Source organism: Herbidospora yilanensis (assembly GCF_001570565.1).
Classification (GTDB): domain Bacteria; phylum Actinomycetota; class Actinomycetes; order Streptosporangiales; family Streptosporangiaceae; genus Herbidospora; species Herbidospora yilanensis.
Genome location: NZ_BBXE01000036.1, coordinates 102965 through 124655 on the forward strand (window position 1 = coordinate 102965; position 21691 = coordinate 124655).

Consider the following 21691-nt stretch of genomic DNA (forward strand, 5'->3'; position numbering starts at 1 on the left):
CCCGGCTGCCGTGCCGAGACGGCGGGCCCGGTGGCCGCGGGCCGGGGAAAAATCAGCGGATCTCACGCTGGTCCTCTCGCGTGGCATGGGAGGGAGATTGTCGGGATCCGCGCCTGGCCGGCTGCGAAGAGTCACAGCTGGAACAGGTGCCACAGCAGTCCCGAGGTGTACCGTTCCATAAGCTAATTTCGGGATAAGTGGGGTGTCAACGGGCCTGTCGTTGAAACTTTTATCTGTGGGGATCTCGGGGTCTGAGGTAAACACGGCGCGACGTGTGACTTTCCTGGTGGGGGGCGGTTGGGGCTCCAGGTAGGGGGCTCGTGCACCCGTCCGGGGCGTGGTTCTTCGCAGCAGAATTCACGTGCGTGTAACCATCGCTCGGATAAATGCCGAAACATGATCGTTATCGAATCCGGGTAAACCTTCGGGCGCTTCTGTAGGTGATCACTTACTTCGGGTTCCGAAGGATGATCACGCGGGCGTGCGCACCGCGGGGGCTGGGCGAGCACACCCGCGTGATCGTGGGGTGGGGCAGTTGGTCTTTGAGAGCTTACGGGGGGTTCGATGAGCTTTGTGGGGGTTTTGGGGTCAGGGTAGCCGTACTACCTGAAAACTCCCTGGGTGGGGCGGCCGTTCGCGGGGGTCGGACGCGGTGCCGGCCGCCGGGCCGGGCTCAGGAGTGGTGCGCTGGGCCGGGGCCGCGACGGGTCGGATCGCGGTCCCGGGCGTCGGACTGGGGATCGTGCGCGGACGGCTCGCGGGGTCTTCGCGGGGTCCCGGCCGGTGGGTCGTGGCTCAGAACATCGAGATGTGAACGTGGTCATAGTGGTTGGCGGTGTTGCCGCCCCGGTTGCTCATGAAGCGCCAGCCGGTGCCGCTGTTGATGCGCTGCCGCCAGATGACGTACTTCACGCCGAGCTTGGTGCGGTTCTTCAGGGCCCACTCGGCGAGCTGGTCGCCGAGGACCTTGGCCGAACCGGTGGCCATCGCGCCGCCGGTCGTCATCATGAAGTCGCAGGCGCGGCCGAGCGGGTGCTCGCCCATCGTGTCGACGCGGAAGCAGCCGATGGAGTTGCTCAGCTTGAAGGCCGACTTGGCCTCCTCGCGCATCAGGCGGGTGCGGGCGGTGATGTTGTCGGCGCCGGTCGGCAGCTGGGGGGCCCAGCCGCCGTTGGCGAGCTTGCCGGGGCCGATCGGGATCAGGTCGTCGAGCCGGTCCTTGATGTCATCGATCAGGTCCTCCGCCTCCACGCGGCGCCTCTCGATGTCTTTGGACTTCTTGTCGATCTCGGCGATCAGGCCCTTGGCCTCGGCGGCCGCCTGCGCCCGCGCCTGCTCCTTCTGCTTGTAGTTGCGCACGATCGCGGCCTGCTCGTTGCCGAGCTGCATCGCGAGCGGCGACATGCCCATGCCGGGCGGCAGCACGATCCCGCCGTTGCCGGGGATCGACTGGTAGCTGAGGCCGGCCAGCCGGGCCATCTCGCGCTGGGCCGCCGCGAAGTCGGCGTGCGCCTTCTCCAGTTTGGCCTGCGCGGCCTTGGACGCGTTCTTGGCCTCGGCGAGGTCGTCGCGCGCCGCGTGATATTGGGCGATCAGCGAGTTGACCTTCTTCTCCAGGCTGGAGAGCTGCTTGCGCAGTTTGTCGGCGTCGGGCTTGGGGGCCGCGACAGCGGGGCCGGGCACCAGCGCGGCGCAGAAAGCGGCCACCAGGGCCGCCACCGGAAGGAGGATCAACCGGCGATTGCGACGGTGCGTCGTGGCGGGCAGCGCCCACTCCTCTCCTTGTGCCGGCCGGGTTAGCTGACGGATTCGGGCGGAGAAGCCCGGGCGCTCGATCGCGCCTGCACCCCAGGTTCTGGTGGGTCCCCGGCTCCCGGGCGACACGCCCGGGATTAGGCGGTCCGCCGAGGTCTCGGCGGGTTGGTGTGGATAGTAATGGTAAAAACGAGGCAAGTGCTACTTGAAGTTGCGACCATACGGAGATCAATCCGTGATCTGGCGCACCATCTTTCCCGATGCAGCCCTGAGCATAGAGGCCGCCTCCTCGGGCCGCACGTCGTTGACGAACGCTCCCATACCGGATTCGCTACCTGCCAGATACTTCAGCTTCTCCGGCGCCCTCCTGATGCTGAAGAGCTCCATGTGCACGTACGCCACCTCCCTTCCCCAGCGAACCGGCGCCTGGTGCCAGGCGGCCACATACGGCATGCGGACCCCGAACAACCCGTCGAGGGCCCGCAGCACCCCGGTGTAGAGCGGCCCGAACGCCGCCCGCTCCTCGGGGGTGAGCGAGGGCAGGTCGGGCGCCTGCCGGTGGGGATAGAGGTGCACCTCGAACGGATACCGCGCGGCTCTCGGTACGAAGGCCGTCCAGTGGTCGTTCGCGGCGACCACCCGCTCCCCGGCACGCTCCTCCGCCACCACGGCCGCGAGCGACCCGGGCCGGGCGACGGTGAGCATCCGCTGGGTGCGGGGTGTCACATAGGGATACGCATAGATCTGCCCATGCGGATGGGGCAAAGTGATGCCGATTTCGGCGCCCCGGTTCTCGAAGCAGAAGACCTGCTCCACCCCGTCGAGCCGGGACAACTCGCGGGTGCGGTCGACCCAGGCGTCCATCACCAGCCCGGCCCGCTCGTCGCTCAGGCCGGCGAACGAGGCGTCGTGGTCGTCGGTGAAGCAGACCACCTCGCAACGCCCGATGGGGCCGCTGAAGGAGGGGAACCGGTTCTCGAACACGGCCACGTCGTAGGCCGAGGGGATCTCCGACCAGGGGCGGCCGGGGCAGAGCGGGCACTCCTCGGGCGGCGGGAGATGGGTGCGGGTCTGCCGGTGGCCGGCGACGGCCACCCACTCGTCGAGGACGGGGTCGTGCCGCAGTTCCGAGGGTTCGGGCCGGGGCGGCAGGTCGCGCAGGTCCTTGGCGGAGTGGTCGCGGGGGACGAGGTCGAAGTAGAGGAGCTCCCGGCCGTCGGCCAGATGGGTCAGATGGCGGTTCATGCGGGTTCGGCGACGATCAGCTCGCCGACGTGGCCGGCCAGTTCGTCGCGCCCCTCCTTGTCCAGGCCGGAATCGGTGACGAGAACGTTGGCCCGGTCGAGCCGGGCGATGGTGGAGATGCCGACGGTGCCCCACTTGGTGTGGTCGGCCAGCACCACGAGCTGCTGCGCGGCGGCCACCAGCTCGCGGTCGGTCTCGGCCTCCAGCAGGTTGGGGGTGGTGAACCCGGCCCGCGCGTTCATGCCGTGGACGCCGAGGACGAGTGTGTCGACGTTGAGCGATCTGATCGCCTGGACCGCGATCGGCCCGACGAGGGCGTCGGACGGCGTGCGCACACCCCCCACCAGGATGATCGTCTGGCCGGGCCGCCCGGACCGGTGGAACACCTCGGCCACCCTGACCGAGTTGGTGATGACCGTCAGGTCGGGCACGTCGACGAGATGGTGGGCGAAGGCCCAGGTCGTGGTGCCGGCCGACAGGGCGACCGCGCTGCCCGGCCGGACCAGGTGGGCGGCGGCGCGGGCGATGGCCTCCTTCTCGGCCTGCTGCCGCACCGACTTGGCGGCGAACCCGGGCTCCTCGGTCGACCCCGGCCCGGCGACGGTGGCGCCGCCGTGCACCTTCTCGATCAGGCCCCGATCGGCCAGCGCCTCAAGGTCGCGGCGGATCGTCATGTCGGAGACGCCCAGGTCGCGGACGAGGTCGGCGACCCGCACCCCGCCCGTGCGCCGGACCCGTTCGAGGATCGCCTGCTGCCGTTGCTGGGCCAGCATCGGCTCCTCCTCTCAACATGTTCCAACAAATCATCGCATAGAAAATGTTGGAACATGGGAGGTGGACAGGTGCCCACACGAGGCGCACAGTGGGCGAATGGGTAAACGACAGCGCAAGTCCAAGGCCCGCCGCAAGAAGAAGGCCAACCACGGCAAGCGGCCCACGGGCCGTTAGCGGGCCGTCAGGAGGCCCGGCGCCCCCAGGCGGCCAGCAGCCGCGTCTGCGCGTCGGCGTTCTCCGGCACCGGCACGTGCCCGCCGATGACGCCCGAGCTGCGATAACCCTCCTCGCTGTCGGCGAACCAGGCGGCGCAGAGCGAGACGAGCTCCGGGTCGAGCCGATCGGCCACGCCGATGGCGTTCGACAGGTCCCACGTGTGGATCAGGGCGTCGGCGAACAGTTCGGTGACGTACTCGTGTCCCGGCACGTCCCCGAACGACAGGTGCACGGTCCGGTCGAGCACACCCTCCGCCGAGGCGGCGGTGACGGCGGCGTGGGCGGCGAAGTCGAACGCCTTGACGGCGTCGTCGCCGATGAGGTCGCCGTCGAAGACGTCGCCCACTTCGGCCGGGCTGCGGCCCGAGAGGAGTTCGGGGGCCCAGAGCGACTCGTAGACGAGGTGGTTCACCAGGGCGTGCACGTCCCAGTCGACACACGGCGTCGGGAGATCCCACTGGCCGGGCTTGATGAGGTGGACGCGCATACCGAAGGCGTCCAGGGCCCGGCGGTAGGCGTCCTCGATTCCGATCGTCACATTTCGACGGTAACCCGAACACGAGCTCACGTCATGGGGCTCCGGACCAAAGTGACAATTTAGGGCATTCCTGGCATGTGCGCTGGGACGACCATCTCCTTCTTGCCCGTCACCAGCAACCACGCGGGCAGAATCGTCACGCACATCACGGGAATCAGCGCCATCTCGCCGACGATGGCCAGCGACGTGAACAGGCTCAGCCAGCCGTGCTGCGTGATCGCCAGCACGAACCCCAGCACCCCCGCGGTCAGCGCCAGTGACAGCGGCACCGCCGGGACCAGCGTGTTGGCCGCCACCCCCAGGGCGATCCCCATGAAGACGGCCGGGAAGATCCGCCCGCCCCGGAACCCGCAGGCCGCCGCCACGGTCAGCGCGACCAGCTTCACCCCGAGCACCAGGATGACCGTCCCGATGGCGACGTGGCCTTCCAGCAGTTCACCGGCCTGGGCCAGCCCCTTGAACAGGGACACCTCGCCGCCGACGATCCCCAGGCCGCCCAGGACGAGCCCGCCCGCCGTGACCATGAGCACCGGATGGGGCACGCGGTGGAAGGTCGCATGGGCGTACGGGAACGCGTAGACCACCAGCAGCCCCAGGCCCGCGCCGATGAGCGCGACGACCGACCCCGAGACCAGGTCGGCGGGCCGGAACCCCGGATAGCCGGGCACCTTCATCCGCAGCGTCTCGCCCGAGAGGGCCAGCGTGGTCAGCGTGCCCGCGCCGGCCGCCGGCAGCGGCGCGAAGAGCCTGTCCCAGAGCGGGACCCCGGGCTTGCCCAGCGGCAGCTCCGACAACAGCAGCGCGGCGGCGAGCGGGCTCCCGAACAGCGCCCCGACGGTCCCGGCCACGCCGAGCGCCACCGGCCCATCGCGAAGGCGAGCGCCACGTTGACGGCGGTGATGGGGTTCTCCGGCCCCAGGCTCACCCCGCAGGAAAGGGTGACGATCGTCGCCAGCAGCACCCCCGGCAACACCCGGGCCCGCATCGGCGGCGCCACCAGCCCCTCGGTGGCGGGGTCGGGCCCGGCGTGCCCCGGAAACCGCCAGATCAGCAGGCCCGTGGCGGTTCCCGCGAGAGTGAGGACGAGCAGAATGCGCCACCACTCGAACCACGGCCAGATCAGGCGCTCCAACCATTCGGCAAGCGCGGTGACGCCGAACAAGATGAGACCCGAACCGACACCGATCACCAGTGCGGGCAAAACCAATGCCAGCAGCCCGATCCACGTCGCCCTCGGCATTCGCGTGTCCGCCCGGCCTCAATGCACCGGGAATACCCGTGGGGTCCTCAAAAGAAAGCCTCGCATCGCCAATAGTGCGCCATGTGAGGCATTTGTGGCGGTTTATGTGGTTATGGTGGCAATTGCTAGTCGACGAGGAAGGAGCTGGTCGCGTTGACCACCGCATCCACGACACCCACTTCGGGCGGACGACTGCCGCACCCCTCCAACTGGCTGCGCTTCGCCGGGATCCTCGGCATCGTGGTAGGGCTGCTCAACATCGTCGGCGGGTTCGCCGCGATCTTGAGGAGCCACTACCTCGTGGTCGGGTCATCGGGCGTGCTGATCTTCAACCTCACCGCATGGGGCATCATCTGGCTGGTGGCCGGGGTCCTCATGGTCATCGCGGGCGTGGGCATTCTCCAAGGCGCGATGTGGGCCCGCATGCTGGGCATCGTCCTGGCGGCACTGGTCATCCTGGGCCAGTTCGCCTACGCCGGGGCGTTCCCGATCTGGTCCCTCATCGTCGTCGCACTGGCCGTGGTCGTGATCTACGGCTTGGTGGTGCCGCCGCGCGGCAGCATCGCCTAGGGGAGGTGCTGCTCCACCCAGACGATCTTCCCGAGAGGGGTCGGGCGGGTGCCCCACCGGTAGGTGAGCCGCTTGATGAGCTGCAGCCCGCGCCCGGTGTCGTCCTCCGAAGTCGGAGTGCGCAGCGCCGGGACGGTGGGCGAGCCGTCGGCGACCTCGCAGACCAGGGTTCTGCCCCGGCCCCTCAGCAACCTCAGCTCGATCGGCGGCCAGCCGTGCTTGAGCGCGTTGGTCACCAGCTCGCTGACCACCAGCTCGGTCGTGTCACGGACCGCGCCGAGCCCCCACTCCGCCAGCGTCGCCCGGACGAACCGGCGCGCGTGGCTGACGAATCGGGGATCGGCCGGCAGCGAGCAGGAGGCGATCTCGTCGGGCGCGAGTTCATGGACCCGGGCAAGCAGCAGCGCGATGTCGTCGCGCTCGTGCCCGGGTCGCTGACTGTTGATCGTCACGTCGCACATCTCCTCCAGATCCTGGTCGGGCGCCGACAGCAGCCGGCGCAGCGCCATGATCCCCAGGTCGATGTCTCTGGCCCGGCTCTCCACCAGGCCGTCGGTGTAGAAGGCGAGGATCCCCCCGGACGGCAGCACCATCTCCACCGTCTCCAGCGGGTCGTTCCCGATCCCCAGCGGCAGCCCCGAGGGCAGTTCGATGATCTCGGTACGACCGTCGGGATGGATCAGAACCGGCGGCACATGCCCCGCCCGCGCCAGCGCGCAGGTCCGGGTCACCGGGTCGTAGGTCGCGTAGACCGCCGTGGCGATTTGGGTCGGATCGAGGTCCTGGCTCATCCGGTTCAGCCGGAACAGCACCTCGTCGGGCGGCAGGTCGAGGGACGCGAGCGTGCGCGCGGCGGTCCGGAGCTGCCCCATCGTGGCCGCGGCCCGGGTCCCGTGCCCCATGACGTCGCCCACCACGAGCGCCGCCCGGCACCCCGGGAGGGGGATGACGTCGAACCAGTCGCCGCCGACCCCCATGAGGTCACTGGCCGGCAGGTAGCGCGAGGCGATCTCCATGCCCAGCGGCTGGTGCAGGTCGGCCGGCAGCAGGCTGCTCTGCAGCGTGAGGGCGGTGCGCCGCTCCCTGGCGTACAGGCGCGCGTTGTCTATGCAGACGGCGGTCCGCGCGGCCAGCTCCTCGGCGACCGCGACGTCCTCCTCCTCGAACGGCGACCCGCCCGGGTTGCGGCTGAAGATCGCGCACCCGAGCACCCGCCCCCGCGCCTTCAGCGGAACGGCGATGAACGACCCGCCCACCAGCAGCTTGGCCACCACCTCAGGGTCGAGGCTGGCCCCGATCATCTCGGCGGTGTGCTCGTCGAGCTCCGGATACATGATCGGATGCCCGGTCGACATGCACTGCGCCTGCGGCAACTGCGCCGAGTACACCGTGACCTCGTTGATCGGAAAAGCCTCGACCCAGTCGGTCGGATCGGCCTCCGCCACCCCGATGGCCACCCGCCGCACGAGCGCGGTCCCGTCGACCGGCCGCGACGGGAACTCCCCGTCGATGACGAGCCGATCCTGCACCATGATCGCCGAGGTGTCGGCGAACCTCGGGACGGCGATGTCCATGAGCTCACGGCTCGTCTCGCCCAGATCGAGGGTCGTCCCGATGCGACGGCTGGCCTCGTTGAGATAGGCCAGCCGCTCCTGAGCGGAGGCCGCCGAGGCCTGCCGCCATTCGAGCCGGTCACCCGGCGCCGGCGTCTTGATCACGCTGTTCCGGTTCATCTCTTCCGCATCGTAGGGAGGACAACCACGGCATTTCATGCCTTTTCCCAGACTGTACGGCGCTTTACACGGTGGATTGCAGGGTCAAGGCCGCATCGATCGTCAAGAAGCCGGGTCATCGGCGCGGAAAGGTAGTGTTCGTCGGCGTTTACGACGCGATGCCCGATGCCGGGCGAGGGGGTTGCGGACGAGAATTATTACCTTTCGCCCGCAACCGGCAACGTGTGTCGGGGTGACAGGATTTGAACCTGCGGCCCCCTGCTCCCAAAGCAGGTGCGCTACCAAGCTGCGCCACACCCCGTTGGCCGCCTGGCGCCGACGCCCCGAGATCTCCGGTACGCTTACGCATTGACGGCCGGAAGAAGTCTAGACCAGATGCCGACCGGCGCGCGCGGACGTAGCTCAATGGTAGAGCCCCAGTCTTCCAAACTGGCTACGCGGGTTCGATTCCCGTCGTCCGCTCTCAACATGAAAGGCCAGGTCACCGCAGTGGGGGCCTGGCCTTCGACGTTTGTGCAATCAGTTGGAGACAACCGCAGGAATCGGGATTCACCGACGGCGGCCCGGAGCGAGCGCAGAGGCGCCCGGTTCGGTGGCGGTCATGCGCCGCTCAGCCCCCGATCAGGCCGGGAAGTCCTTCGGGTTGACGCCGCTCGTGCGGGCGTTCCCACCCCTGACGGGGTTGAGGGTGAGCGTCCAGATGGTCGACTGGGTCGCGGTGGTGGTGAACTTCAAGCGGTCGTTGAAGCGCTGGTAGGCGGCGCTCTTGGTGAACTTGCGCTTCGAGCTGTTGAACCTGTAGCCGGTGGTGAAGTAGACGGTGTAGGTGCCGTCGTCGACCCTCTTGAAGCTCGCGGTCGACTTCGCCCGGACGTAGAGGCTGAACGCCTTGGTCTTGCCCCGGACGAGAGTGACGACCCCATCCTTGCCGGTGCCGTTCTTGATCTTCAGGACGCCCTCCCCGCCGCTGATGCGGTCATAGATGACCTTGCCGTTGCCCGGCCGCGCCGCGGCCTGGGAGACCGTCGCCGACTCCTGGGCGGACGCGGCCGCCGGGGCGGCGGCATAACCGGTCAGCAGAACGGATGTGAGGATCGCTCCCGCAAAGGGGCGTAATGACAGCATTGCGCCAATATGGCGAAGTTATGTCGGCCGGTCAACGCACTTTGTATCGGCCGCGGCCTCTCGCGTTCACGCATTCAGTCGTCGATGCTCCGCGTCCTCGACGGTCCGTAAATGTCGGTCCGCGATCGTAGGCTCCGCTCCCATGACCACCACTCAGACCGTGTCGTTCGATCTCGGCGTCCACTACGGGCAGGCCTATCTCGTCGACGCCACCGACGACGCCACGGGCCCCGACGACCACCCCACGCGGCCTGGGGGGATCATCCGGGTCGAAGACGGGAACACCTTCCCGATCACCGGTCTCCACACGGGCAGCGTCGGCTTCTCGGTCACCGTCGCCGACCACGACCCGGGAGCCGACACCGACGCGTACGAGGACGTCGTGGAGATCAGCTTCGAGTCGGAGGCCGGCCAGGTCACCCTCGACGAGTGGGGCGGCGGTGAGGTGCACGAGATCCCCGAGCTCCCCGCGGGACCGGGCTGGTATCGGCTGCGCTATCACGCCCAGAACATGGACGCGGCCGCGGAGGTCGACACCTCACGGGAGATCATCGACCGCTATCTGCTGCAGATCTGGCCTCAGGAGGAGTCCGACCCCCGCGTCGTCCAGAGCGCGAGCGGGCAGCTCGCCTACTGGCGCAGGCCGACGTGACCTGCTGATCAGAGGTTCGTCTCCCGGTCGATCCAGTTGAGGTAGTCGCCCGACCCCATGGCGACCGGCACCGCGATGATCTCCGGTACGTCGTACGAGTGCACCTCCCGCACGCACCCCGACAGGTCTCCGAACCGCTCCGCCGTCGTCTTGAACAGCACGAGCCACTCCCGCGACCGGTTCACCTCATCGTCCCACCAATAGACAGAGGTCACGGGCCCGACGATCTGCGCGCAGGCCGCGAGGCGGCGCCCGACCACCGTGTCGGCCAACCGGTCGGCCTCCTCGGGTGATCCGGCCGTCACGCGAACCTCAATATGGTCAGACATGCCTGCACGCTAACCCGGGAGACCCATGGACCTCCACGTCATCGTCTGCGCCGCCGGGCCGGTGCGGGACCTGCCCGAACTGATCGCCGAGGCGCACTCGCGATCGTGGACGGTCCAGGTCGTCGCCACCCCCAAGGCGGTCGACTTCATCGACGAGGCCGATCTGGAGCGGCGTACCGGAAGAAGGGTGCGGGTGAACTACCGGCACCCGAGCGAACCCAAGCCGCCCCGGGCCGACGCGATCCTCGTCTATCCCGCCACGTTCAACACCGTCAACAAGTTCGCGCTGGGCATCACCGACACCTATGCCCTGGGGCTGCTGGCGGAGGCCCCGGGCCTGGGCATCCCGGTGACGCTGGTGCCTTTCGTCAACGATGCCCTGGCCGGCCGCGCCCCTTATCGCGCGGCCGTGGCCGCGTTGGAAGAAGAAGGTGTCACCTTCGCCGCCTCCTGGCGGGAGGCGCTGGCGTGATTCTGTCGGTGGCGACCGGCAGACTGACGGCCATGACCATCGCACTCGTCGCGGGCGCGACCCGTGGGGCCGGAAGAGGAATCGCCGCCGAGCTGGGCGCTGTCGGGGCGACCGTTTACGTCACCGGCCGCACCACCCGTGACCAGCAGTCGGAATACCAGCGGCCCGAGACCATCGAGGAGACCGCCGAGCTGGTCACCCGGGCGGGCGGCCACGGCATCGCCGTCCAGGCCGACCACCTCGACCGCGACCAGGTCAGGGCGCTGGTCGAGCGGATCGACCGGGAGCAGGGGCGGCTCGACGTCCTGGTCAACAACATCTGGGGCGGCGAGAACCTGTTCAGCTGGGACAAACCGCTCTGGGAGCACGACCTCGACGACGGCATGCGCATGCTCCGCCTGGCCATCGACACCCACATCATCACCAGCCACTACGCCCTGCCGCTGCTGCTCAGGCACGAGGGCGGGCTGGTCGTCGAGATGACCGACGGCACCGCCGACTACAACGCCGTCAACTACCGCGTCTCCTTCTTCTACGACCTGGTGAAGAGCTCGGTGCTGCGCATGGCGTTCGGCCTGTCCAAGGAGCTCGGGCCGAGGGGGGCCACCGCGGTCGCCCTGACGCCGGGCTGGTTGCGGTCGGAGCTGATGCTGGAACACTTCGGCGTCACCGAGGAGACCTGGCGCGACGCGCTGGAGAACGTGCCCCACTTCGCGATCTCCGAGTCGCCGGCCTTCGTCGGCCGGGCCGTCGCGGCGCTGGTCCGCGACCCCGACCGGGCACGGTGGAACGGTCAGTCGTTGTCCAGCGGTGGGCTCGCCCAGGTCTACGGCTTCACCGACGTCGACGGCAGCCGCCCCGACGCCTGGCGTTATGTGGTGGAGGTCCAGGATGCCGGGAAGCCGGCCGACACCACGGGCTATCGGTGAGAGACCGCCAGTTGACGGCGATCGCCGAGATCGCCGCAATGGGTTTCGACGTCTGGCTGCGCGGCGGCTGGGCGATGGATTTCACCCTGGGCGAGGTGACCCGAGACCACGTCGACGTCGACTGGTTCGCCTGGTCCGACGACGCCGACCGGCTGGAGGCGGCCCTGCTCGCGCGGGGTTTCGTGCCGCAGCCGGGGCCGCCGCGCGACCAGCAGCGCGATTTCACGCGCGACGGGGTCGAGGTCAGCTTCGCCCTGCTCGCCCGCGACCTGACCGTCGCGGGTGGTCCATATAAAGGAGAGCGCTGGCCGGCCGGCCTGCTCGACGCGCCCGCAGGCCGTCTCGGCGGCCTGCGCTGCCCGGTCGTCGGCGTGGCCGCGCAGATCGAGATCAAAGAGATGATGCCGGTCTGGGTGCCGGGCCTGCCTCGGAGGGAGAAGGACATGACCGACCTCGCGCGCCTGCGAATGCACGTTCGCCTGAGAGATGTCAGAGATTCCGATCTGGAGGTCTTCCACACCCAGGAACAGGACCCCGAGGCCACCCGCCGCTCCCGGTTCCCGGCCCGCGAGCGGGAGAGGTTCCTGACCCACTGGCGCACGAACATCCTGCCCGACGAGACCTGCCACGTGCAGACCGTCGAGGTGGGCGGGCAGATCGCCGGCAACGTCGTCGCCTGGTGGCAGGGCGACCGCCGCTACCTGGGCTACTGGCTGGGCCGCGCGTTCTGGGGGAGCGGCGTCGGCACCCGCGCCCTCACCCTGTTCCTGGAGAAGGAGACGGCGCGCCCTCTCCACGCCGATCCGCACGGGGGCAACACGGCGTCGGTCCGCCTGCTGGAGAGGCTCGGCTTCACCCGGACGACCGTCGACGACGAGGGTTTCGTCCTCTACGTGCTGGAGAACTGAAACTTTCGGCCGTCATCCCCGTCGCGACGAGAACCCGGGCGGCTGGTCGGCGCCGGATACGGCGCGAGGTCAAGACGGTGGTCGGTGCTCAGAGGGCGGAGCCGTAACGGAAGGAGAGAGATCCTCAGGCGTCGGTGCGGAACATCGCCCAGACGGCCTTGCCGCCCTCGTCGAGCGGGTCCCAGCCCCACGCCTGGCTGTAGGTCTCCACGATGTAGAGCCCGCGCCCGTTCTCCGAGACGAAGTCGGGCTCCTTGCGCGTCGGCACCTCGTCGCTGGGGTCGGCGACGGCAAGTATCACGTGGGGGGCCAGCCGCACCAGCATGAGGGTGATCGGGTGATCGGTCGACGGGCCCGCCGGATACAGAGCGTAACGAACCGCGTTGGTCACCAGCTCCGAAACAACGAGGGTCGCGTCGTCGGTGAGTTCCGAAAGTCCCCAACCCTGCAGTGTCGATCGCGTAACATCGCGTGCGGTCTTGACCGAGTCCGCCAGGGGGCGTAACGGGCAGGTGGTGGCGTCGGACTCGGGGGCGGTGCGCACCAGGCGCTCTACCCCTACATCGCGGGCGGATATGGGATTATCCAACATCCTGCCCGCACCTCCCGATCGCCAGATTTGAGAACTAGTGCACCTTTGGCCCAATATGCACTAGGCCATCATGGGACAAGGGCCCGCCCCCTGCAAGACCCAAATGCACGTGCAGGCGCCTTGTGCACTTGCCCAAAACGTTGAGCGATTGTGAAATGGACGGGGGATCCAAGCCTTGTCTTCCTGGCCGGAAGTGGTGACACTGTGTGGGCTGGGGGTGTCGGCTCGACCTTCTCCGGCGAGTCGAGCAGAAAGGGAGGCGCCGTGACACGTACCCAGCCGGGACAAGGTCCCACGGCGCTGCGCATCCTCCTCGGCACCCAGCTCCGCAAACTGCGGGAAGAACGCGGCATCTCGCGCTTCGAGGCCGGGCATCTGATCCGCGGCTCCGAGTCGAAGATCAGCCGCATGGAGCTCGGCCGCGTCAGCTTCCGCGAGCGCGACGTCGAAGACCTCCTCACCATGTACGGCGTGGCCGAAGCGGCCGCCCGCAAGCCCATCCTCGAACTGGTCAAGCAGGCCAACGAGCCCGGCTGGTGGCACCGTTTCAGCGACGTGCTGCCCGGCTGGTTCCAGGCCTACGTCGGCCTCGAAGAGGCGGCCGCCCGCATCCGGACCTATGAGGTCCAGTTCGTCCCGGGCCTCCTGCAGACCAAGGAGTACGCCCGCGCGGTCATCACGGCCGGCGCGGTCGGCTCGGCTCCCGAGGAGATCGCCCGGCGGGTCGACCTGCGGCTCGAACGCCAGCGCCAGGTCCTCGAACGCACCACCCCGCCCACCTTCTGGGCGGTCATCGACGAGGCGGCGCTGCGCCGCCCGATCGGCGGCGTCGACGTGATGCGCGGGCAGATCCAGCACCTGATCGAGCTCATGGACCAGACGAATGTCACGATCCAGGTGATGCCCTTCCACTTCGGCGGACACGCCGCGGAGGGCGGCGCGTTCAGCATCCTGCGATTCCCCGAGGCGGAGCTCCCCGACATCATCTACGTCGAGCAGCTCGGCAGCGCCCTCTATCTCGACAAACGCGACGAGGTCGACAGGTACAGCGAGGTGATGGAGCGGCTGTGCGCGGTCTCCACCACCCCCAGCGAGACCGTCGACATTCTGAGAAAGATCTCGCGCGAGCTCTGACGCGTCACTCGCGGGGGCTGCTCTGCTCTAGACTGAAGTTTGGCGCTGGACACCCCGCCGCAGTGGAGCATGCCCATGTGCCCTCTTCGTGGGCGCGGTGCGCGTAACGTGCCGCGGTAGCTGTGCATGACGCGCCCGCGATCACCAGATGCTGTTATTTAGGAGACCACCCCGTGAAGACCGCTGTCGAGGAGCTCAGCCCCACTCGGGTGAAGCTCACCGTCGAGGTGCCGTTCGAGGAGCTCGAGCCGAGCCTGAAGGCCGCCTACAAGAAGGTCGCGCAGCAGGTGCGCGTCCCCGGCTTCCGCCCCGGCAAGGTTCCGGCCCGGATCATCGAGCAGCGCTTCGGCCGCGCGGTCGTGCTCGAGGAGACCCTGAACGACGCGCTCCCCGGCCTCTACGGCCGCGCCGTCGACGAGGTCGATCTCTTTCCGGTGAGCCAGCCCGAGATCGAGGTCACCCGGATCGACGACGGCCAGCAGGTGGAGTTCACCGCCGAGGTCGACGTCCGTCCCACCTTCGACCTGCCCTCCTACGAGGGCACCGAGGTCACGGTCGACGCCGCCACCGTCGCCGACGGCGACGTCGACGCGCAGCTCGACGCGCTGCGCCAGCGCTTCGCCACGCTGACCGGCGTGGAGCGCGCGGCCACCAAGGGCGACTACGTCGTGATGGACCTGCGCGCCGAGATCGACGGCCGCAACCTCGACGAGCAGCAGGCCGCCGACGTCTCCTACGAGGTCGGTGCCGGTTCGGTCCTCGAGGGCCTCGACGACGCGCTCGAAGGCCTGTCGGCCGGCGAGGAGAAGACCTTCCGCACCACGCTCGTCGGCGGCGAGAACGCCGGCGAGGAGGCCGACGTGATCATCAACGTCAAGTCGGTCAAGGAGAAGGTCCTCCCCGAGCTCGACGACGAGTTCGCCCAGCTCGCCTCCGAGTTCGACACGCTCGAGGAGCTCAAGAACAGCATCCGCGAGCAGGTCCGCCGCAACAAGCTGATCGAGCAGGTCGTCCAGGCCCGCGAGAAGGCCGTCGACGCCCTCATCGGCGGTCTCGACATCCCGCTGCCCGACAGCGCCCTCAAGGCCGAGGTCGACGCGCGCAAGCACAACCTCGAGCACCAGATCGCCGAGAGCGGCCTGAGCCGCGAGGCCTACTTCCGCCTCTACCAGACGACCGAGGAGGAGCGCTTCGCCGAGTTCGACGCCAACTCCGCCCGGGCGCTGAAGATGGGCTTCGTCCTCGACAAGATCGTCAAGGCCGAGGACATCGGCGTCAGCGAAGAGGAGCTGACCCAGTTCGTCGTGCGCCGCGCCGCCCAGATGGGCGTCGCGCCGAACACGCTGGCCCAGCACCTCGCCGACAACGACCAGCTCACCCTCGCGATGATGGAGATCGTCCGCGAGAAGGCCAAGTCGGTCGTGGGCGACGCCGCCAAGGTCGTCGACTCCGAGGGCAACGAGGTCGACCTCAAGGCGATCTACGCCGAGCTCAACCCCGAGGGTGAGGCCGAGGGGCTCGCGCAGGCCCCGGCCGGCGCCGCCGCCGAGTAGGCCGCAGCTCACCGCAGTTCTTCTGGGCCCCCGGTTCTCACCGGGGGCCCATTGGTATGTGTTCGGTACGTCATGGGGCGGGCGAAAGCCGTACAAACAGGGCGTGGGGGAGCATGCGCCGTCAGCGAACACCCGGGTGAGGGGGCATGAGCTGTGGGCGGCGCGCGTTAGGGTCGAGCAAAGCCAATCGATAACGACGCATCGGAAGGTGACGCTGTGACCAGCCCGCCGACCTTCTTCCAGCCCATCGGCTTCGAGCCCGAGTCGCGTGGCAGAGAGAACGGCCCCGCCCGGCTTGAAGACCAGCTCTACCAGCGTCTGCTGCGTGAGCGAATCGTGGTGCTCGGCACTCAGGTCAATGACGAGGTCGCCAACCGTCTCTGCGCTGAGCTCCTCCTGCTCGCCGCCGACGATCCCAACCGGGACATCTGGATGTACATCAACTCTCCCGGCGGTTCCGTGACGGCCGGCATGGCGATTTACGACATGATGGAGTATGTGCCGAACGACGTCTGCACAGTGGCGATGGGCCTGGCCGCTTCCATGGGCCAGTTCCTGCTGTGCGCCGGCGCTCCCGGCAAGCGGTACGCCCTGCCCCACGCCCGGATCATGATGCACCAGCCCTCGGGCGGCATCGGCGGCACCGCCGCCGACATCGCGATCCAGGCCGAGCAGATGCTCTACGTCAAGAAGACCTTGGCCGAGCGCATCGCCCACCACACCGGCCAGCCGCTCGACCAGATCGAGCGCGACTCCGACCGCGACCGCTGGTTCACGGCCGACGAGGCCAAGGACTACGGCTTCATCGACCAAGTCGTGCGCAGCGCGCGGCAGGTGCCCTCCGAGGGCGCCGTTTCATGACGGGAGCGTCCATGAGTGACCTGATTCGGCCGGGTGACATCAACGGCCGCTACATCATCCCTTCGTTCGTCGAGCGCACGACCTACGGCGTCAAGGAGATGAACCCGTACAACAAGCTGTTCGAGGATCGCATCATCTTCCTCGGCGTCCAGATCGACGACGCCTCGGCGAACGACGTGATGGCGCAGCTCCTGACACTCGAGTCGCTCGACCCCGACCGTGACATCAGCATCTACATCAACTCGCCCGGCGGCTCCTTCACGGCCATGACGGCGATCTACGACACGATGCAGTTCGTCCGGCCGGAGATCCAGACGGTGTGCCTGGGCCAGGCGGCCTCGGCCGCGGCGGTGCTGCTCGCGGGCGGCACGCCCGGCAAGCGCTTCGCCCTGCCGAACGCCCGGGTCCTGATCCACCAGCCCTCCACCGAGGGCGGCGGCCAGGGATCCGACATCGAGATCCAAGCTCGTGAGATCCTGCGTATGCGGGACCTTCTGGAGCAGATCGTGGCCAAGCACACCGGCAAGGAGCCGGCCGAGGTCCGTCGCGACATCGAGCGCGACAAGATCCTCAGCGCCGACGAGGCCAAGGCCTACGGAATCGTCGACGACATCATTCCGTCGCGTAAGCGCCAGACGGCTGCCGTCGCCTCGTAAGAGATCGAAGGTCGCAAGTGCACCGGAACGGTGCCCAATTGGGCACCTTCCGGTGCGACTCACCGCTAGGGGGCTCACTGAGGGCCCGGAAGACGGTAACGTCGAAACCTGAGCGGGATGACGTTTTCGCACCGAAGTGACCGGCGCGAATGACCGGACCGCGGCAGCAGGGCGGTCCCACGCAAAGGAGAGTCTGGGGTGGCACGCATCGGCGACGGGGGAGACCTGCTCAAATGCTCGTTCTGTGGCAAGAGCCAGAAGCAGGTCAAGAAGCTCATCGCTGGACCAGGCGTCTACATCTGCGATGAGTGCATCGAGCTCTGCAACGAGATCATCGAAGAGGAGCTCTCCGAGTCCTCCGAGCTGAAGTGGGACAACCTCCCCAAGCCCCGAGAGATCTACGAGTTCCTCGACGCCTACGTGATCGGCCAGGACAAGGCCAAGAAGGCCCTTTCCGTCGCGGTCTACAACCACTACAAGCGGGTCCAGTCCGGCGAGCGCGGCCGTGACGACGGGCTTGAGCTGTCGAAGTCCAACATCCTCCTCCTCGGCCCCACCGGCTCCGGCAAGACGCTCCTGGCCCAGACCCTCGCCAAGATGCTCAACGTGCCGTTCGCCATCGCCGACGCCACCGCCCTCACCGAGGCCGGCTACGTCGGCGAAGACGTCGAGAACATCCTGCTGAAGCTGATCCAGGCCGCCGACTACGACGTCAAGAAGGCCGAGACCGGCATCATCTACATCGACGAGGTCGACAAGATCGCCCGCAAGAGCGAGAACCCGTCGATCACCCGCGACGTCTCCGGTGAGGGCGTGCAGCAGGCGCTGCTGAAGATACTGGAGGGCACCACCGCATCGGTGCCTCCGCAGGGCGGCCGCAAGCACCCCCACCAGGAATTCATCCAGATCGACACCACCAACGTGTTGTTCATCTGCGGTGGCGCCTTCGCGGGCCTCGAGAAGATCATCGAGTCCCGGGTCGGCAAGAAGGGCATCGGCTTCAACGCGATCATCCGGTCGAAGGAAGAGGTCGACTCGGTCGACATCTTCGGTGACGTGATGCCCGAAGACCTGCTGAAGTTCGGCATGATCCCCGAGTTCGTGGGCCGTCTGCCGGTCATCACCAGCGTGCACAACCTCGACCGCGAGGCCCTGATCCAGATCCTCACCGAGCCCCGCAACGCCCTGGTCAAGCAGTACCGGCGGCTGTTCGAGCTCGACAACGTGGAGCTGGAGTTCTCCGACGACGCGCTTGAGGCCATCGCCGACCAGGCGATCCTGCGCGGCACCGGCGCCCGAGGCCTGCGCGCGATCCTGGAGGAGGTCCTCCTCTCGGTGATGTACGAAGTGCCCTCGCGACAGGATGTCGCTCGGGTCGTCATCACCCGCGAGGCCGTCCTCGAACACGTCAACCCGACGCTGATCCCGCGTGACCAGTTGAAGCAGCAGCGCACCCCGCGAGAGAAGTCCGCATAACACATATTGGGCCGGGGCGCTCGGTGGGAGCTTCTAGAATTGGCTCTCGTGACGACGCCTGAACTGCCGACCCAGTATGCCCCTGCCGATGTCGAGGCCCCCAGCTACGAGCGCTGGGTAGCGGCCGGTCACTTCGGAGCGAGCGCGGTAGACGGGCGAGAGCCGTACAGCATCGTCCTCCCGCCGCCCAACGTGACCGGCTCGCTCCATGTGGGCCACGCCCTCGACCACTCGATCCAAGACGCGCTGACCCGCCGGGCCCGCATGCGCGGCAACGCCACCCTGTGGCTGCCCGGCATGGATCACGCCGGAATCGCGACGCAGAACGTGGTCGAGCGCGAGCTGGCCAAGGAGAGCCTCTCGCGCCACGACCTCGGCCGCGAGGCCTTCGTCGACCGGGTCTGGCAGTGGAAAGAGGAGTCGGGCGGCCGCATCCTCGGCCAGATGAAGAAGCTCGGCGACGGGGTCGACTGGTCCCGCGAGCGCTTCACGATGGACGAGGGCCTGTCGAGGGCCGTCCAGACGATCTTCAAGCGCCTCTTCGACGACGGCCTGATCTACCGGGCCAACCGCATCATCAACTGGTGCCCCCGCTGCCTGACCGCGCTGTCCGACATCGAGGTCGAACACCAGGAAGACGAGGGCGAGCTCGTCTCGATCCGCTACGGCGACGGCGACGACGCGATCGTCGTGGCCACCACCCGCGCCGAGACCATGCTCGGCGACACCGCCGTCGCGGTGCACCCCTCCGACGAGCGCTACGCCCACCTGATCGGCCGCGAGGTCGAGCTGCCGATGACCGGCCGGCGCATTCCGATCGTCGCCGACGACCACGTCGACCCGTCGTTCGGCACCGGCGCGGTCAAGGTCACCCCGGCCCACGACCCCAACGACTTCGAGATCGGCCGCCGCCACGACCTGCCGTCCCTGGCGATCATGGACGAGCGCGGCGTCATCACCGCCCACGGGCCCTTCCAGGGGCTCGACCGGTTCGAGGCGCGCCCCGCGGTCGTCGCGGCGCTGCGCGCCGAGGGCCGGATCGTCGCCGAGAAGCGCCCCTACCTCCACAGCGTCGGCCACTGCTCGCGCTGCAAGACCGTGGTCGAGCCGCGCCTGTCGCTCCAGTGGTTCGTCAACGTCTCGCCGCTGGCCAAGGCCGCGGGCGACGCCGTCCGCGACGGCCGCACCCGCATCCACCCGCCGGAGCTGGCCAAGCGCTACTTCGACTGGGTCGACGACATGCACGACTGGTGCATCTCGCGGCAGCTCTGGTGGGGCCACCGCATCCCGGTCTGGTACGGCCCCGAGGGCGAGGTCGTCTGCGTCGGTCCCGACGACGAGATCCCCGAGGGCTACACCCAGGATCCCGACGTCCTCGACACCTGGTTCTCCTCGGGCCTGTGGCCGTTCTCCACGCTCGGCTGGCCCGACGCGACCGACGACCTCAAGAAGTTCTATCCGACGACCGTTCTGGTCACCGGCTACGACATCCTCTTCTTCTGGGTCGCCCGGATGATGATGTTCGGCCTCTATGCCATGGACGGGCAGCCGCCGTTCAAGACCGTCGCACTCCACGGCATGGTCCGCGACCAGTTCGGCAAGAAGATGTCGAAGTCGTTCGGCAACGTCATCGACCCCCTCGACTGGATCGAGCGCTACGGCGCCGACGCCACCCGCTTCACCCTGCTACGCGGCGCCAACCCCGGCTCCGACGTGGCGATCAGCGAAGACTGGGCGGCCGGCTCCCGCAACTTCTGCAACAAGATCTGGAACGCCACCCGGTTCGCCCTCATGAACGGCGCCGTCAGCGACGGCCTGCCCGAGGAGCTGACCGCGGCCGACCGCTGGATCCTGTCGCGACTCCAGTCGGTGGTCGCGCTGGTCGACACGGCCTTCGACGACTTCGAGTTCGCCAAGATCAGCGACTCGCTCTACCACTTCGCGTGGGACGAGGTCTGCGACTGGTATCTGGAGCTCGCGAAGATCCAGATCGCCGGCGGCGGCCAGGTCGCCGAGAACACCAAGCGGGTCCTGGGCCACGTCTTCGACGCGCTGCTGCGCCTGCTCCACCCCCTGACCCCGTTCGTCACCGAGGAGCTCTGGCGCGCGGTCACCGGCCGCGAGTCGATCGTGGTGGCGCCCTGGCCGGTGAGCGATCCGGCGTTCGCCGACCCCGGAGCCGAGTCGGAGATCGAGGCGGTCCAGAACCTCGTCACCGAGGTCCGGCGCTTCCGCTCCGATCAGGGTCTCAAGCCCGGTCAGCGGGTCGCCGCCCGGCTTTCTCTTTCCGGTACGGCCGTCGCCGCCCACGAAGACGCCGTCCGTTCGCTCCTCAGGCTCGACCCGTCGGGTGAGAGTTTCACGCCGACCGCCCGCCTCGCCGTAGGCACGGTCACCGTGGAGATCGACACGGCCGGCGCCATCGACGTGGCGGCCGAGCGCAAGCGCCTGGAGAAGGACCTCGCGGTCGCGAAGAAGGAACAAGCCCAGGTCACGGGCAAGCTCGGCAACGAGCAGTTCATGGCGAAGGCCCCCGACGACGTGGTCGCGAAGGTCCGCGCCCGCGCGGCCCAGGCGGTGGAGGACATCGCCCGCCTGGAGGCTCAACTTGCCTCGTTGCCCCAGGTTTAGGGTTTCGTGGCCAGGGAATGATTACCGGGTTGCCGAAGTGGGTCGCGGCATCCCCGCAGAGGTGCTAATGTTCTTGTTACGCCAAGCGGGACGGCGCGGCCCGGACTCGGAAGAGCCGGGGCGATGAGATCCCCAAGGCGTCCCCAACAACTTCCTCCGGAAAACCGGGCGATTTGACATCGCCCGGGGCTCCGGTAAGTTGGACGGGTTGCTCTCGAAAGGGAGCACTTCCAGCGGGAAACGGAAAATGTCGAATCACTGAATTTGACACTAACCGGAAGCGCTGCGAAGATAAAGACACA

21 protein-coding genes, 2 tRNA genes and 1 riboswitch are annotated in these 21691 nt (G+C 68.2%); of the genes, 13 read left to right on the forward strand and 10 right to left on the reverse strand.

Going from position 1 to position 21691, the window contains the following annotated elements; translation table 11 throughout:
- Nucleotides 1-795: 795 nt before the first annotated feature.
- The 3 genes from AW273_RS28580 to AW273_RS28590 form a co-directional block, all read right to left on the reverse strand.
- Nucleotides 796-1734: a coiled-coil domain-containing protein gene (locus tag AW273_RS28580; RefSeq protein ID WP_157556253.1), complete on the reverse strand. Its 939-nt coding sequence runs from the start codon at nt 1732-1734 to the stop codon at nt 796-798.
- 37 nt (nt 1735-1771) lie between these two features.
- Nucleotides 1772-1909: riboswitch (cyclic di-AMP (ydaO/yuaA leader) on the reverse strand.
- Between the two features lie 74 nt (nt 1910-1983).
- Nucleotides 1984-3000: a galactose-1-phosphate uridylyltransferase gene (locus AW273_RS28585; RefSeq protein WP_062354667.1), complete on the reverse strand. Its 1017-nt coding sequence runs from the start codon at nt 2998-3000 to the stop codon at nt 1984-1986.
- Entirely contained in the window at nt 2997-3773 is a 777-nt protein-coding gene (locus AW273_RS28590; RefSeq protein WP_062354670.1) for a DeoR/GlpR family DNA-binding transcription regulator, read from the reverse strand. Before AW273_RS28590 ends, AW273_RS28585 begins: the two co-directional genes overlap by 4 nt.
- 97 nt (nt 3774-3870) lie before the next feature.
- Between AW273_RS28590 and AW273_RS39505 the strand changes: the two genes are divergently transcribed.
- Nucleotides 3871-3948: a 50S ribosomal protein bL37 gene (locus AW273_RS39505; RefSeq protein WP_407929421.1), complete on the forward strand. Its 78-nt coding sequence runs from the start codon at nt 3871-3873 to the stop codon at nt 3946-3948.
- Nucleotides 3949-3955: 7 nt separating this feature from the next.
- Here the strand turns inward: AW273_RS39505 and AW273_RS28595 are convergent, their stop codons facing one another.
- Together AW273_RS28595 and AW273_RS39415 are read right to left on the reverse strand one after the other, a co-directional pair.
- Entirely contained in the window at nt 3956-4528 is a 573-nt protein-coding gene (locus tag AW273_RS28595; protein ID WP_083950121.1) for a TIGR03086 family metal-binding protein, read from the reverse strand.
- Between the two features lie 59 nt (nt 4529-4587).
- Entirely contained in the window at nt 4588-5934 is a 1347-nt protein-coding gene (locus tag AW273_RS39415; protein ID WP_369409235.1) for a chloride channel protein, read from the reverse strand.
- On the opposite strand from AW273_RS39415, the gene AW273_RS28605 reads away from it, so the two are divergent.
- On the forward strand, nt 5922-6338 hold the full coding sequence (locus tag AW273_RS28605; protein ID WP_061300115.1) for a DUF7144 family membrane protein: 417 nt from the start codon (nt 5922-5924) through the stop codon (nt 6336-6338). The genes AW273_RS39415 and AW273_RS28605 overlap by 13 nt on opposite strands.
- Here AW273_RS28605 and AW273_RS28610 read toward each other — a convergent pair.
- Complete coding sequence (locus tag AW273_RS28610) at nt 6335-8071, reverse strand: ATP-binding SpoIIE family protein phosphatase (protein WP_062354674.1); 1737 nt, start codon at nt 8069-8071, stop codon at nt 6335-6337. The two genes, AW273_RS28605 and AW273_RS28610, sit on opposite strands and share 4 nt — an antisense overlap.
- Before the next feature lie 227 nt (nt 8072-8298).
- Nucleotides 8299-8372: transfer RNA gene (locus AW273_RS28615), tRNA-Pro, on the reverse strand.
- Between the two features lie 90 nt (nt 8373-8462).
- On the opposite strand from AW273_RS28615, the gene AW273_RS28620 reads away from it, so the two are divergent.
- Nucleotides 8463-8533 (forward strand) — tRNA-Gly (locus tag AW273_RS28620).
- Nucleotides 8534-8692: 159 nt separating this feature from the next.
- Here the strand turns inward: AW273_RS28620 and AW273_RS28625 are convergent.
- Nucleotides 8693-9196 carry a hypothetical protein gene (locus tag AW273_RS28625; RefSeq protein WP_062354677.1) on the reverse strand — a complete coding sequence of 168 codons (504 nt, stop codon included), beginning with the start codon at nt 9194-9196 and terminating at the stop codon, nt 8693-8695.
- 142 nt (nt 9197-9338) lie between these two features.
- On the opposite strand from AW273_RS28625, the gene AW273_RS28630 reads away from it, so the two are divergent.
- Entirely contained in the window at nt 9339-9848 is a 510-nt protein-coding gene (locus AW273_RS28630; RefSeq protein ID WP_062354680.1) for a hypothetical protein, read from the forward strand.
- Nucleotides 9849-9856: 8 nt separating this feature from the next.
- Here the strand turns inward: AW273_RS28630 and cutA are convergent, their stop codons facing one another.
- Nucleotides 9857-10177, reverse strand: a complete 321-nt coding sequence (gene cutA, locus AW273_RS28635; RefSeq protein WP_062354683.1) for a divalent-cation tolerance protein CutA — start codon at nt 10175-10177, stop codon at nt 9857-9859.
- A 25-nt stretch (nt 10178-10202) separates the two neighbouring features.
- Between cutA and AW273_RS28640 the strand changes: the two genes are divergently transcribed.
- The 3 genes from AW273_RS28640 to AW273_RS36645 are packed head-to-tail and all read left to right on the forward strand — an operon-like array spanning nt 10203 to nt 12486.
- Nucleotides 10203-10649 carry a flavoprotein gene (locus AW273_RS28640; RefSeq protein ID WP_062354686.1) on the forward strand — a complete coding sequence of 149 codons (447 nt, stop codon included), beginning with the start codon at nt 10203-10205 and terminating at the stop codon, nt 10647-10649.
- 32 nt (nt 10650-10681) lie between these two features.
- Nucleotides 10682-11578 (forward strand): SDR family oxidoreductase, encoded by an 897-nt coding sequence (locus AW273_RS28645; protein ID WP_062354728.1) that lies wholly within the window; start codon nt 10682-10684, stop codon nt 11576-11578.
- Nucleotides 11575-12486 carry a GNAT family N-acetyltransferase gene (locus AW273_RS36645; protein WP_198168413.1) on the forward strand — a complete coding sequence of 304 codons (912 nt, stop codon included), beginning with the start codon at nt 11575-11577 and terminating at the stop codon, nt 12484-12486. Before AW273_RS28645 ends, AW273_RS36645 begins: the two co-directional genes overlap by 4 nt.
- A 124-nt stretch (nt 12487-12610) precedes the next feature.
- Here the strand turns inward: AW273_RS36645 and AW273_RS28660 are convergent, their stop codons facing one another.
- Nucleotides 12611-13078 (reverse strand): ATP-binding protein, encoded by a 468-nt coding sequence (locus tag AW273_RS28660; RefSeq protein WP_062354689.1) that lies wholly within the window; start codon nt 13076-13078, stop codon nt 12611-12613.
- A 264-nt stretch (nt 13079-13342) separates the two neighbouring features.
- Here AW273_RS28660 and AW273_RS28665 point away from each other — a divergent pair, with 264 nt between their 5' ends.
- The 6 genes from AW273_RS28665 (at nt 13343) to AW273_RS28690 (ending at nt 21389) form a co-directional block, all read left to right on the forward strand.
- Nucleotides 13343-14212 carry a Sco1979 family transcriptional regulator gene (locus AW273_RS28665; RefSeq protein WP_062354691.1) on the forward strand — a complete coding sequence of 290 codons (870 nt, stop codon included), beginning with the start codon at nt 13343-13345 and terminating at the stop codon, nt 14210-14212.
- Between the two features lie 173 nt (nt 14213-14385).
- Nucleotides 14386-15765 (forward strand): trigger factor, encoded by a 1380-nt coding sequence (tig, locus tag AW273_RS28670; RefSeq protein WP_062354694.1) that lies wholly within the window; start codon nt 14386-14388, stop codon nt 15763-15765.
- 216 nt (nt 15766-15981) lie between these two features.
- Complete coding sequence (locus AW273_RS28675) at nt 15982-16626, forward strand: ClpP family protease (RefSeq protein ID WP_030456813.1); 645 nt, start codon at nt 15982-15984, stop codon at nt 16624-16626.
- An 11-nt stretch (nt 16627-16637) separates the two neighbouring features.
- The gene (locus AW273_RS28680; protein ID WP_062354697.1) at nt 16638-17282 is read left to right on the forward strand and encodes an ATP-dependent Clp protease proteolytic subunit; all 645 of its coding nucleotides are present in this window, start codon (nt 16638-16640) and stop codon (nt 17280-17282) included.
- Nucleotides 17283-17480: 198 nt separating this feature from the next.
- Nucleotides 17481-18758, forward strand: coding sequence for an ATP-dependent Clp protease ATP-binding subunit ClpX (clpX, locus tag AW273_RS28685; RefSeq protein ID WP_030456815.1), 1278 nt, complete (start codon nt 17481-17483; stop codon nt 18756-18758).
- A 48-nt stretch (nt 18759-18806) separates the two neighbouring features.
- Nucleotides 18807-21389, forward strand: coding sequence for a valine--tRNA ligase (locus AW273_RS28690; RefSeq protein WP_439648644.1), 2583 nt, complete (start codon nt 18807-18809; stop codon nt 21387-21389).
- Nucleotides 21390-21691 lie beyond the last annotated feature (302 nt).

What these genes read in the sequence shown, in the direction of transcription:
- AW273_RS28630 (WP_062354680.1), top strand. Translation starts at nt 9,339, where the DNA reads ATGACCACCACTCAGACCGTGTCGTTCGATCTCGGCGTCCACTACGGG.
- AW273_RS28610 (WP_062354674.1), bottom strand. Translation starts at nt 8,071, where the DNA reads ATGAACCGGAACAGCGTGATCAAGACGCCGGCGCCGGGTGACCGGCTC.
- AW273_RS28625 (WP_062354677.1), bottom strand. Translation starts at nt 9,196, where the DNA reads ATGCTGTCATTACGCCCCTTTGCGGGAGCGATCCTCACATCCGTTCTG.
- AW273_RS39505 (WP_407929421.1), top strand. Translation starts at nt 3,871, where the DNA reads ATGGGTAAACGACAGCGCAAGTCCAAGGCCCGCCGCAAGAAGAAGGCC.
- AW273_RS28640 (WP_062354686.1), top strand. Translation starts at nt 10,203, where the DNA reads ATGGACCTCCACGTCATCGTCTGCGCCGCCGGGCCGGTGCGGGACCTG.
- AW273_RS39415 (WP_369409235.1), bottom strand. Translation starts at nt 5,934, where the DNA reads ATGCGGTGGTCAACGCGACCAGCTCCTTCCTCGTCGACTAGCAATTGC.
- AW273_RS28585 (WP_062354667.1), bottom strand. Translation starts at nt 3,000, where the DNA reads ATGAACCGCCATCTGACCCATCTGGCCGACGGCCGGGAGCTCCTCTAC.
- AW273_RS28590 (WP_062354670.1), bottom strand. Translation starts at nt 3,773, where the DNA reads ATGCTGGCCCAGCAACGGCAGCAGGCGATCCTCGAACGGGTCCGGCGC.
- AW273_RS28645 (WP_062354728.1), top strand. Translation starts at nt 10,682, where the DNA reads ATGACCATCGCACTCGTCGCGGGCGCGACCCGTGGGGCCGGAAGAGGA.
- AW273_RS28660 (WP_062354689.1), bottom strand. Translation starts at nt 13,078, where the DNA reads ATGTTGGATAATCCCATATCCGCCCGCGATGTAGGGGTAGAGCGCCTG.
- AW273_RS28680 (WP_062354697.1), top strand. Translation starts at nt 16,638, where the DNA reads ATGAGTGACCTGATTCGGCCGGGTGACATCAACGGCCGCTACATCATC.
- cutA (WP_062354683.1), bottom strand. Translation starts at nt 10,177, where the DNA reads ATGTCTGACCATATTGAGGTTCGCGTGACGGCCGGATCACCCGAGGAG.